The sequence below is a fragment of the uncultured Rothia sp. genome (assembly GCF_963507905.1).
In the GTDB taxonomy this organism is placed as follows: domain Bacteria; phylum Actinomycetota; class Actinomycetes; order Actinomycetales; family Micrococcaceae; genus Rothia.
On record NZ_CAUOUU010000010.1, the window covers coordinates 40,792 to 52,679 of the forward strand.

Genomic DNA, 11,888 nt, shown 5'->3' on the forward strand with positions numbered 1-11,888 from the left:
CGCACCCCTGAAAATAGGGATGCGCCTCGTGCGTTGTATGTAGAAAAGTTGGGTTCAGCTGGGCTTAGCCCTTCACTGGGTTTAACTCTTGAGCTGCGCACGTGCTCGCGAACGAACCGCCGTCACGGCCCACACCAGCACAAAAGCCGCCACCATCGACAGCACAATCGTGCCACCGGTCGGCAGGTTAAACGCCCACGACAGGTACAGGCCAACAATCGAGCAGATACCGCCGAACACCGGCGAGAACACCATCATCGACCCCAGTCGGCGGCACGCCAGGCGGGCTGCCGACGCGGGAATCACCAGAAGCGCCAACACCAGCACATTACCGAGCGTCTGCAGGCCCAGCACCACAGAAATGGTCACCAGAACGTACAGTACGATGTCCAGGGCAAGCACCGGCAGGCCCATCGCGCGGGCACTCTCACGGTCCAGGCTGACCGTCACAATCTGGCGGTGAAACAGCCACAGCACCAGCAGGATAACGGCACCCATAATCGCGGCGTTGGTAATGTCCTCATTCGAGACACCTACAATCGAGCCGAACAAGAAGTCCTGCACCGACCCCGAATAGCCCGGCGCCAACGAAATAATCACAATACCCAACGCAAAAGATGCGGCAAAGAAAATACCAATGACCGAATCCTCGCGCAGCCGCTGATTCTGACTAAAAATAGCCACCAGAATAGCCGTCACCACGCCCGCCGTCAGGCCGCCCACCATCAGGTTACCGCCCAACACGAACGCCACCGCCAGGCCCGGGAACACCGAGTGCGCCACCGCATCGCCAATGAAGACCATGCCGCGCATCAGCACGTGGCAACCCACCACGCCGGTGACCACCGACGCGAGCAGTACCGCCGCCAGGGCGCGCGGAAGGAACGCCAGCGACGGGTTGAACAGGTCGGCAAAAAAATCGAGAGGAGTAATCAACGGGCACCCCCGGTAGAAGCAGAATCAGCGTGGGCGGGGGAAGCGGTGCAGGAATCCGGCAGCTCGTGGCCGTACTCATCCAACGCACCACCGGCACAGGTGAAGCCCGTGCGGGCGTGGCCCTGCGCCTCCTCAATATCGTGACCGTGCAGCCACGTGTGCAGCTGCTCCAGACTAAAGGACGCCGCCGGGCCATCCAGGTGAATATTGCCGCGCACACCGCATAGACGCGAGCAGGACTCGCGCGCCGCCAGCATGTCGTGCGTGGACATCAGAATCGTGATGCCCTCGTCCGCCAACTCACGGTACAGGCGAGTCAGAGTGGTCTGAGTGGGTGCATCCACGCCCGTAAACGGCTCATCCAGCAGCAGCAGGGAGGGGTTCGCCGCCAGAGCGCGTGCAAGTAGCACTCGCTGACGCTGACCACCGGAAAGTTCCGCAATGGAAGCATCCTGCAGGTGCAGAACATCGGTGCGTTCCATCGCCGAAAAAACCTGCACCCAATCCTTCTTTGCCGGGCGGCGGAAGAACCCAATCTCGCGCACGCGGCCGGTCATCACCGTATCCTTGACGGTCAGCGGAAAATCCCACTGGAACTGGTGCTTCTGCGGCACGTAACCAATATGCGCACGCGCCGCGCGGGGCGATTCACCCAACACCCGAACCTGGCCGGACGCCGGGCGAATCAGACCCAAAATGGTGCGCAGCAGCGTGGTCTTACCGGCACCATTAGCACCAATCAGACCCGCAAACTCGCCACGCTCCAGGGTCAGGGACAGATCCCTGAGGATGGAGCGGCGCGCGTAGCCCGCGTACAGGTTCGAAATCTCTAGAACGGGTTCAGTACCCGCTGTTACCGACGCGCTCACGAACGGTCACCGCGCACTTCATCCAGAGCCTCACGCTGCGCGGAGGAACGGCGGCGGAACGAAAGGAACGCGCCCACGGCAATCACAGCTACCACGCCTGCGGCAATAGCGCCCCAGGGGATAGTGAACTCTGCCTTGTAGCCGCTCTGGTCGCTCGCCGCGGCAGCAGACGAAGAACCCGAAGCCTGAGTACCGGATGCCTGAGAAGCAGAGCTAGAGGAAGTATCGGAAGAAGCCGCGCCCGAGGATGCAGAACCGCGCGCCTGCGCCTCCATCGCGTACAGGGCATCAGCGCTCGCGGAGTCACCCACCGCAAACTTCAGGTAGCGGGTATCAGACACAGTCGAACCGTCAGAGAGCTCAGCGCTCGCGGTGACCTTCAACAGGTACTCGCCCGGAGCGGTGAACACCCAGTTCGCGTGGGTGTGAGTGTTCTTCTCAACCCACAGCTTCTGCGGCTCGCTCTTGGTCGAGGACCACAGCACCTGCGGTGCCGAGAAGTTGCCGTTCTCCAGGTACAGGCTGAACGTGCCGGGGCCGCTCACCTGCTCCAGGGTCAGGTTCACGCCGCGGTTCAGCTTGGACACCAGCTGCGGATCCTGCGTGTTCCAACCCGGCCAGATCACACCCTTGGTTTCGGTCTGCGGAATCACGTACACCTTCGAGCCGGCGGGTGCGCCCACGAAGGAGTAGCGCGGATCGTTCGGCACCTCCAGGATGGCCTTATCGCTACCGCGGTAGATGACCTCGTCCAGGCTGCGCCAGACGGGGCTCTCGCCGTGATCGTCGTGGAGCATGAGCTCAAACTTGCCGTTGTTGAAACGAGGACCCATATCCACGTGACCGGCGGAGATTTCAATGCGGCCGGATGCGACCGGCTGCTCCGCCGACAGGGTCTGGGTGAGAGCGCGCTCGCCGCGGCTCAGGTTGCTGTCGCTCGGCTGAGCGGAGGCGCTCTCGGCGGTTGCCGGGGTGGTCTCCGCGTGTGCCACACCCAGGGGTGCGAGCATGAGGCTAGCGCTCAGAGCCAGGGCGGACAGGCTACGAGAAGAGCGGGTGGTTGAGTTCATCATGAGGACTTCCTTGAATCATGACCTAGGTGGTGTGTGAAAGATTATCTATATGCTGATACGGCTATATGAGCTTGTGGGTAGCTTAAAAACCGGGTTACGAGGTGCTAGCCTCCGAGCAGCTAGCGCCCGAAGAATCGCCGCCAGAACTAGCCCCAGAACACAGCGCAATCGTGTGAGCATTCGCCAACATCATCTGCGCGTAGTGAGGAGCCTGCGCATCCAGGGTGTCCGAATAGAGCACCCCGGTACGCACCTGCGCCTCCCGAGCCAGCTCCGTGAGAACCGGTGAACGCATTGCCGTGGACTTATCCAGATAAATCGCTGGAACCTTCAAATCCTCGACCGTGCGGCGCAGGCGCTGACGCTGCTGAATACTCGGCTCGCCGCTGGCACTAGCACTCACAAAGCCGGCAATGTGCAACCCGTAGGTGCTCGCCAGGTAGCGGTAGCCGTCGTGCGTGGTGACCAGGTTGCGTGCCGCCTCCGGCAGGGCCCCGTACACCTGACGCAACTGAGCGTCCAGGGCATCAAGCTCTTTCAGCACCTGCTCGGTGCGCGCCGCGTACTCGCTCGCACCCTCCGGGTCGGCGGAGGTGAGTGCGTCACGGATGACCTGCACGCTCGCCTTCGCGTTCGGCACCGAATGCCAAATGTGCGGGTCGATTTCGCCGTGCACGTGCTTGCCCAGAACGGCCTGCGCCAGCAGGTACACCTGACCGCGATGCTCCGAAGCGCCCGAACGCAGGAAACGGTAGCTACCGCCGGCGGGCACCTCCTGCAGGGTGCGGGAGGGGACCGCGACCACGGTGCGGTTCAGTTCGTGCTCGACGGCGCCCTGGGAGGAGTCCGCGCGGAGCACGAGCCTGCCGTCGCGGGTGCGTGCCGTAATATCGGCGTGACCTGCGGAAAGAACCTTGATGTCCGAGGCGGGTACGTTCTGTTCCTTCGCCAGGCGGTCCACCAGTTCCTGCGGGTCGCGACCGACCGCGCAGTACAGGGTTCCGCGCGAAGAACGCACCGACTCCGGTGCATTGACCGCGGTGGCGCTCAGCTCAATGGCGTACTCGCCGGCATCACTAAACGCCCACGACAGGTGCGTATGCGCCTGCAGGGGCAGCTCCAGCGAACCCATATCGCCGGTACGGATCGCGGTGTCCCCCTCACGGGTGAGGTTCACGCCGCGCGCATGCGAATCGCACAGCATCTCCACCGCGCCGAAGGTCTGCGTAATGAACGCAGCCAACTGCGCATTCGACGAATCGGTGGCGGTACGCGCCCGCACGCTCTGCACCTCAAAGCGCATGCCTGCATCCGAAGAATCGGCGGGTGCAGACTCGTTCTGCCCGCCCTCTTCAACGCGCAAACCCAGCCAGATGGAGTCCAGGGAGGCGTCCTCCACGATGGCTTCCAGCTTGCCGCCATACTGCTCAATCTTCTCCGCAACCGCCACGGACACAACCCCGGCGGGCAGGTTCGCCTCAACCATTTTGGAGAGCTTACGCTGCTCCAGCAGCAGGCCGTTCGTCAGGGCGCAGCGGGCGTAGGCGACGTCGCGGATATCGCGCAGGCTCGGCTCGTACGAGTGCGGGTCGGCACCGGCAGGCACGAGGGAGTGCACGCTGGCGCGGTCGCCGGCAATCTGCTGCGCCAAGTCTGCCAGAATCGGGGTCGTGGCGACCACGCGCATCCGGTCGGAGGAGGCGTTCTCGGTGCTGGCGCATCCGCTCAGCGCGAAGGCGCCAGCCCCCACCCCGGCACCTGCCGCAATGCGGGATGCGAGGGTGAGGGCGGCGCGTCGACTATAGGCGTGTGACCCCTTGCCGGTATGCCCGCTATGCGGTGTCACCGCTACGGCCCTTTCGGCGTGCCGAACGCAGAATCATGGCACCGAGTGCCAGCGCCAGAATGGAGGTGCTGACCATGAACGGGTCGATGACCACACCGGTGTTCGGCAGCTTACCTGCGGCGGCTGCCTTCTGTGCGTTGGCGAGTTCCTGGCTGGTCAGGGCGCAATCCTCACCGGAGGCGGTCTTACCAACGATGCGCACCTTGGATCCGTCGGGCTTGGTGACGATGCCGGTGGCTTCGTCTACGGTGCCGTTGACGGGGTTCTTTGCGGTGCTCTTCTCGCCGCCGTTGTTGGCGCTGTTAGCGTTGCCGCCGTCCTGCTTGGCGCCTGCCGCACCCTGGCCGTTGTTGCTTGCCGGGGCGTTATCGGGGTTGCCGACGGTGAAGTGCAGAACCGATTCGCTGCTGACCTGCTGGCCGTTCTTCAGGCGTGCAGTCCAGCCGATGGTCACGGTGTAGCGTCCCTCAGCGGTGAACACCCAGTTGCTGTGCTGGTGGGTGTTTGCGGGCACCTGGAAGGAGCCGCCGCTACGCGAATCGAAGACCTTCTGACCTGCGGAACCGAAGTTACCGGAGAGGAAGGTGGACATGGTGCCGGGGCCCTCAAAACCGTTGAGGCTCATGGTGACGGGGCCGTCGAGCTGCTTGAGCAGTTCGGGGTCCTGGGTGCTCCAGCCGAGCCAGGGCACGCCCTGCTGCTGGGTTGCACCGATCATGTGCACGGGGGTGCCCGCCGGGGCGATGTTCTCCATGCCTGCGGGCAGGTTGATCTTCGCGGCGTCATTGAGCACGAACTCGAGGGCGCCGGGGGAGACGTGGCGGGCGGGGCTGGTGCGGTCGTCCTTCACGCTGCTGGTGAGGTTGCCGCCGTTGAGGATCGGGCCTACGTCGAAGTGGCCGTGGGTGACTTCTTCACGGCCGCTGTGCTCAGCGGTGTTGACTACGGCGAGGGTGGGGATGCTGGTCGGTGCCTGGGCTGCCTGGTTACTCTGCTTGCTGTCCTTCTGAGCGTCCTTAGAGCCCTTGGCGTCTTCGGCGGGAACCTCGGTGGCGATGCACTGCTGGTTCATGCTGCCGGGCAGGCCGGAGGACAGCACACCGTTACCGGTAATGCCGCCGCCGTTACCGGGCGCGGTGACGTTCTGGGCGTTGGAGCCCTTCACGCTGCGAGAGCTGCCATTATCGCCGCCACTCTTGCTTTCGCCCTTGTCGGAGCCGTTATTGGTGTTGTCGGTGCCGCTGATAGCGGTTACACCGGATCCACCCTGGGATGCCTGCTCACCATTCGCCGCCGCTTTTGCACCGTTCGGGTCGGTCACCTGCGCGGCGTTCTGACCGTTCACAGATCCATCCACGCGGCGAATACCGGTGGATGCGCTCGCCTCAGCAGAAGCACTCGCCTCAGCACTTGCGGAGGTAGATGCGCTGGGGCTGCTGGTGGCGCTCTCGGTGGCGGTGGAAGTCGCCTCGGGGGTAGTGGTCGCCTCGCTCGTGGCGTCCTTGGTTGCTTCCTTTGCGGCGTTCTGCGCGTTCAGGAGCTTGAAGCCTTCCTCAGCGTTAGTGCCCACGGCGATGGTGTAGGTTGCCTCGGAGCTGACCTGGGTGCCGTCGGCAAGGGTTGCGGTGGCGCGGAACGTCAGCTGGTAGATGCCTTCGCGGGTGAATGCCCAGCTGAGGTGCTCGTGGCCGCCAGAGGTGATGGTGTGCGGTGCGAGCTTGTCGTTGGTGCTGAAGACGCGCGGGTTGTCGCGGCCGGATTCGGTGAAGACTTCGGCGCGGCCGCCTTCGGGTACGCTGCTGCGCACGAGTTCAAGGTTGATGGTGTTGTCCTTGAGCGCGCCGGGGCGGATTCCTTCCGCACCGAGGCCGGGGTAGAGCAAGCCGCGGGTGCGGGTGGAGGGAATGTAGAAGATGTCGGTGCCTTCGGGGGCAATGTAGTCGTAGCCGGCGGTGACGGTGGTGTGTGCATCCTCGACGTCGGGCAGGTGGAAGACGGTACGGGCGGGGTTGAATCGTCCCTGCTCGCCGGGGGCGGTGTCTGCGAGGGTGCCGAGGGTGAACTGGCTGCCGTCGAGGAAGGCGTTGAGCATTTCGGTGTGTACGCCCGCGATGACGTAGTCACCTTCGTAGTTGACGTAACCGCGCGACTCGGTGCCTGCCTGGGTGCCAGCCTGGTTTTCCTGCGCCTGTGCGGCGGTGAAGGTGCCGACCTGAGGGAGGGCGAGGGGTGCCCCGAGTGCGAGGGTGCATCCGAGGGTGGTTGCGCTGAGTAGGCTCAGGGGTTTGGTGCGTCCTTGCATGGTGGCTCCTTGGATGACTGCTCGTTGGCTGGCGCGCTGCCCGATGCTTTCGGGGCTTGCCCGGTGCTGGGTCCGGCGGCCTGTTGCCGGTTTCCCTCTTGGGTTCGGGGTGCGCTCTGCCGTGTTTTTCTCTTTGTGGATGTACGTGGTGTGCGTTTTTGGGCGCGCCTCGGCGCACACGTGTTTCTGGGAATCACTATACTCACTTAGGTTCTAAATGACAATTATTTGCAAAAGAGCTACCCTAGAGGATAGAAAAATGAGAAAGGTTGTCATGAGCTCTCAGAAGCAGACCCAACGACGGGTCACCACACACACCCCCGCACTCTTCGTCCCCGGCGGCAAGCCCGCCCTCCGTCGCGCAGCCGCATTCCTCTCTGCCGCAGCGCTGCTCGCGCTCGCCGGCGCTGCCCCCTCCCTGCCCGCCGCAGCAGGCCCCGACGACGGCAAAATCGTCACCACCAAGGGCCACGTTGACGCCCCCAAGGCATACTGGGACGAGCAGAACGGCACCTTCGTCCTCATGAACGAGGCGAACCCCTACAAGACCGGCGCAGACACCTACGAACTGGACAAGACCGTTAACTGGGTCGGCAAGGGCTACAGCACCAGGGACGGCAAGTCGCAGTACACCATGACCCTGGGCGACTCGCCCTCCCTGGCGTTCCTCGGCGAGCCCGGCCAGACCCTCTACATGGCACCGCACCTGACCTACGGCAACCAGGACCCCATCTGGGCTGGCCTGGGCGCATCCACGAAGGTACCCACCGAGCGTTTCCGTGACGGCGTGTTCGCTACCGACATTCTCTCCGTTGAGGGTCCCGGCCGTATGGAGCTCTTCCGCTACAACCCGGACGACGCCCCCGCTGACGTGTACCGCATGCTCTCCAGCAGCTCGACCGGCTGGCACTCCTGGCTACTCGACAAGGGTAGCCACACCCACAACACCACGACCTTCACCCGCCCCGGCCGCTACGTGGTCACCTACCGCACCGTGGCGCGCTCCACCGACGGCCGCATCATTAGCTCCAAGCCGTCGAAGCTGGTCTGGCAGGTTGGCGGCATGCAGCCCGTGCTCGGTGACGGCACCCCCACCGCCGTGCCCACCGTTGACCGCTACAATGCGGCACCCGTTGGTGACCTGGACGCCGCAAAGTACATGCTGTCCGTGGCACCGCACCGCCTGGACGCCGACCCGGCAAAGAACAAGGACGCCGACGACAAGCTCAGCGACATCACCTTCACCGCCGCGAACAAGAACCTCAAGGGCACCCTGACCCTGTACAACAACGGCTACTTCCTGACCGACCTGCCGGTCGTGAACGGTACCGCCACCTGGTCTGAAATGCTCGGTAGTGAGGGTTCTCAGCTGCAGGCTGTCTTCACCCCCGACACCTCCGACGCGAACAGCGCGGAGGCGTCCCGCTGGATCTCGCACAAGCTCACCTACGAGCCCGGCAAGGCTGAGAGCGTGTACAGCGACGACGGTAACGGTTCCTGGCCCGAAGAAATCCCGGATCAGGCGAACACCGTACTCAGCACCCAGCAGTACACGCCGACCAGCATGGACTACGACGTGACCGTCACCCCGAACGGCAACGGCTTCAGCACCGTTGAGGTCCGCTTCAAGGACCCGAAGGTGCGCGGCTTCATGCGCGGCGGCTTCTACGCCCAGGATGACCCGGTCTACCCGTACCTCGATCTGGAAGGCTCCGTCGAGGATGGCGTGGCGCGCTTTACCTTCCGTGACGAGTCGTTCTACAAGGGCACGGCTCTGCGCGTGAAGATGCTGACCCACCCGGATATGAACGCTTCCGCCTCCACCACTGAGGTTGCGGCGAACTACGAGCCGGGCACGAAGTACACCGCACACGGTGCTTTGGCTCCCGATAGCGCACCCATTGGCGATGCGCCGAAGCCTGCTCCGGTGGACCCGTCGCCGAGCGCTGAGCCTACCGTCGCGCCCTCTGCCGAACCTTCTGCTGAGCCGAGCGAGGCTCCCTCCGAGGCTCCGACCGCTGAGCCCAGCACCGTTCCGTCGGTGTCCCCCAGCGAGGTTCCGACCGTGCCTGCGGTGCCGACCGCCTCCGCAGAGCCGAGCGTGCCTGCTCCGGCGCCCTCCACTCCGGCACCGACGACTCCCGCGCCCGCGAACCCGACCCCGAGCGCACCTGCTCCGACTAGCCCGGCACCGTCTGCGCAGCCGTCCACCCCCGGAACCCCCGGTAACCAGTGCGTGCCCGGTCAGATTGACGGCCGTACCAAGATTTCGCACGGCCACCTGGACATTCAGGCGACCCTGAAGGACCGCCAGCTGTCCGTGGGTCTGCGCGATGACAGCGGCATCATTGACGCCGATTCGACCGTGCGCCCGCTCGATTCGGTCGTGTGGACTGTCAGCGAGAACGCCCGCCGTGTGCGCACCGAACGTATGGCTGACGAGAAGCTGAACTTCATGGGCCCGGTCGGCACCGCCTTCTACGGTCTGCCGCAGACCCAGCAGAGCGGCCTGCCCTGGCCCGGCTACAACACGCAGGACATCGACTACTCGCAGCTGCGCGGCCCGGTGCGCCTGCACGTGGTGCCGAAGGTCATGCCTGAGGGTGCACGCTTCGGCATGTTCACTGAGTCGCTGAATGGTGCGGATGTGCTGCTGGATTCGACGACCGGCAAGACCACGATCGACATTGATTACGCGACGCACGCGCACGCGAACTGGGTGTTCTCTGAGCCCGGCCAGTACATGTTTGACGTGCACTATTCTGCGACCCTGGCTGATGGTACTGAGGTGAACAGCCCGGTGCAGCAGCTTGCGGTTGCTGTGGGTAAGAAGGCGTCGGATGCGTGCTCGTTTGAGACTGCCGTGCCGAAGGACCCGAACGCGGCTAAGGACGACTTTAGCGGTGTGCGCCGTGTGGATTCGGCAACCCCGGGCGGTACCGCTGGTGCTAACCAGCCCGGCTCCGCGCAGTCTGGTACCGCGCAGGGTGGTCAGTCCGGTCAGGCTGGTGCTTCTGGCGCTGCCGGTGATGTGAACGCGCAGGGCTCCTCTGACGGTTCGGCTGATGGTTCTACTGGCGGCGTGTACCCGGGTGGTGTCTCCGGTGGTGGTACTGGCGGCGGCTCTTTGGGTCAGTCCGGTGTGTCGGCTGCGTCGGGTGGCGTGAGCTCCCAGCAGGGCGGCCTGGCGCGTACTGGTTTCGGTGCGGTGTCTGTGGCTGTGGGTGGCGCACTGGTGCTCGGTGCTGGCACTGCGATGGTGCTGCGTTCTCGCCGCCGCGCTTCTTAGCACTCGCCGCGTGAGGATGCGCTGATACGATAAAGCCCCCGCGGCTGAGAGGATGACTCTCGGCTGCGGGGGCTTTCTCTATGCGGTGTTACATCTTGATATCCGCTAGGCCGGTGATTTTGTTGCGTCTTCTGTACAGCTTCCTGAACAGGGGTCGGGTCCACTCGAGGTTATCCCATGTATCAACCCACGCCAGATCTTGCGGGTTCCGCATATCGGGCCAGCGGTCGAACTCGAGCCTGAACCGTACGATTGCCAGCAGCCGGTGGTTCCTTCCAACGGGGTCTAGCTTGGCGATTTGCTTGCCTTTCTTGGTGTAGAAGGTGGCGCTGTCGGTCGCTTCCCCATCCCAATCCTCCGCCTCTGTCTTACCCTGGAAGTAGAAAACCTGGTCGATAGCCCTAATCGGGTAGGGGGTCACGGTAGCGAACGGTGAGAGTTTCTGTTCCACAGTGTCGGGCGTGATTTTCGTGTACACCAGGTGAACGTGCAGAAGGTGGTAGAGGAAGACCAGCAGCAGGATGAACATCAGGAGGTTGAAGAGGATGCCGAGCTCTGCCTGCGTGTAGAGGTAGAACGCGAAGAAACCTGCCGGGAGTGTGGGCGTGAGGAGGCTTATGAGTGCTTCACGGCGGGGCACGCGCGTAATGTAGATGCCTTCGTCGCGTAGCTGCATGTCCTGGCGCAGGTGCCTATTATGCAGGATAACGACAATGATGGCGCCGATGATTGATGCGAGGGTGCAGGTGCCCCAGAGTAGAAGGAAAAAGGTGTGCATGATGCCGTTCTCCTCTTTCGCGGTGTTGGTGGTGTTCGTGCCGGTTGCGGCTCTTCGGATGCAGGGGGTAGCCGGCGCTTATTGGGAGGGTTACATGTAGACGTCGGCAAGGCCAGTAACCTTCCCCAAATTTTCAAAGTAGCGCATCGTCTTCCCGGCACAATCCAAACGGTCCACCTGCGCCACATCATCCGGGTTGTCCATGTCAGGCCAACGTTCGTTCTCAATCCTGAACCGTACAATCGCCAGAAGTCGGTAATTTTTATGAGGCATCGGGCTAAACAGGGCAATCTGGGTGCCTGACTTGGCGTAGAACCCCACCATGTCATCGTCTTCATAATTCGATGCCTTGTAGAACACGACGCGGTTGATCGCGTTGAAGGGGTAGCGGGTCGGGTTGGAGAACCAGATACGTTGCTCGATGCCCTCGGCGGAGGTCTTCACGTAGGCGACATGCACATAGCGCAAGTATGCGGCAAATGGTACTGATACTAACAAGGCCGTTATGTCAATCGTTATCCTTGCTGATTCAGGGTCAAAAAATATATGACCTGCAAACATAAGGCACGGAAAAACGGGGGTAAATATCGTCATGAGAGCTTCGAGCCGCGTAACCCGTCGGATATAAATACCCTCACGTAGCCGTTGCTTATCTTTCCAGCGCTGCACCTCGTAATTGATGATGACGTAAAACGTCGCAACTGTTGTGAACGTAGCAAAGATACCCCAGAAGATAATCAGGAAAGTGCGCATGGCGGGTTCTCGTTTCGTGTGGTTGGTGAATAGGAAGGGTAT

8 protein-coding genes are annotated in these 11,888 nt (G+C 63.0%); 1 reads left to right on the forward strand and 7 read right to left on the reverse strand.

Annotation, left to right across the window (positions count from 1 at the left end; all coding sequences use genetic code 11):
* Positions 1-81: 81 nt before the first annotated feature.
* The 5 genes from RQ593_RS07130 to RQ593_RS07150 form a co-directional block, all read right to left on the reverse strand.
* Positions 82-936 (reverse strand): anchored repeat-type ABC transporter permease subunit, encoded by an 855-nt coding sequence (locus tag RQ593_RS07130; RefSeq protein ID WP_049338175.1) that lies wholly within the window; start codon positions 934-936, stop codon positions 82-84.
* The gene (locus RQ593_RS07135) at positions 933-1,805 is read right to left on the reverse strand and encodes a metal ABC transporter ATP-binding protein (RefSeq protein ID WP_049338174.1); all 873 of its coding nucleotides are present in this window, start codon (positions 1,803-1,805) and stop codon (positions 933-935) included. Before RQ593_RS07135 ends, RQ593_RS07130 begins: the two co-directional genes overlap by 4 nt.
* Positions 1,802-2,878, reverse strand: coding sequence for a choice-of-anchor M domain-containing protein (locus tag RQ593_RS07140; RefSeq protein ID WP_049338173.1), 1,077 nt, complete (start codon positions 2,876-2,878; stop codon positions 1,802-1,804). Before RQ593_RS07140 ends, RQ593_RS07135 begins: the two co-directional genes overlap by 4 nt.
* A 94-nt stretch (positions 2,879-2,972) precedes the next feature.
* Entirely contained in the window at positions 2,973-4,724 is a 1,752-nt protein-coding gene (locus RQ593_RS07145) for an anchored repeat ABC transporter, substrate-binding protein (protein ID WP_311450196.1), read from the reverse strand.
* Positions 4,711-7,026: a TIGR03773 family transporter-associated surface protein gene (locus RQ593_RS07150; RefSeq protein WP_311450197.1), complete on the reverse strand. Its 2,316-nt coding sequence runs from the start codon at positions 7,024-7,026 to the stop codon at positions 4,711-4,713. Before RQ593_RS07150 ends, RQ593_RS07145 begins: the two co-directional genes overlap by 14 nt.
* A 274-nt stretch (positions 7,027-7,300) precedes the next feature.
* Between RQ593_RS07150 and RQ593_RS07155 the strand changes: the two genes are divergently transcribed.
* Entirely contained in the window at positions 7,301-10,315 is a 3,015-nt protein-coding gene (locus RQ593_RS07155) for a choice-of-anchor M domain-containing protein (protein WP_311450198.1), read from the forward strand.
* 88 nt (positions 10,316-10,403) lie between these two features.
* On the opposite strand, the gene RQ593_RS07160 is transcribed toward RQ593_RS07155, so the two are convergent.
* Together RQ593_RS07160 and RQ593_RS07165 are read right to left on the reverse strand one after the other, a co-directional pair.
* The gene (locus RQ593_RS07160; protein WP_049347381.1) at positions 10,404-11,093 is read right to left on the reverse strand and encodes a hypothetical protein; all 690 of its coding nucleotides are present in this window, start codon (positions 11,091-11,093) and stop codon (positions 10,404-10,406) included.
* 90 nt (positions 11,094-11,183) lie between these two features.
* Positions 11,184-11,846 (reverse strand): hypothetical protein, encoded by a 663-nt coding sequence (locus RQ593_RS07165; RefSeq protein ID WP_049347382.1) that lies wholly within the window; start codon positions 11,844-11,846, stop codon positions 11,184-11,186.
* Between the last annotated feature and the right edge of the window lie 42 nt (positions 11,847-11,888).

Bases quoted from the DNA above. Each gene is read 5' to 3' on its own strand.
- RQ593_RS07165 (WP_049347382.1), bottom strand. From the start codon at position 11,846: ATGCGCACTTTCCTGATTATCTTCTGGGGTATCTTTGCTACGTTCACA.
- RQ593_RS07160 (WP_049347381.1), bottom strand. From the start codon at position 11,093: ATGCACACCTTTTTCCTTCTACTCTGGGGCACCTGCACCCTCGCATCA.
- RQ593_RS07155 (WP_311450198.1), top strand. From the start codon at position 7,301: ATGAGCTCTCAGAAGCAGACCCAACGACGGGTCACCACACACACCCCC.
- RQ593_RS07150 (WP_311450197.1), bottom strand. From the start codon at position 7,026: ATGCAAGGACGCACCAAACCCCTGAGCCTACTCAGCGCAACCACCCTC.
- RQ593_RS07140 (WP_049338173.1), bottom strand. From the start codon at position 2,878: ATGATGAACTCAACCACCCGCTCTTCTCGTAGCCTGTCCGCCCTGGCT.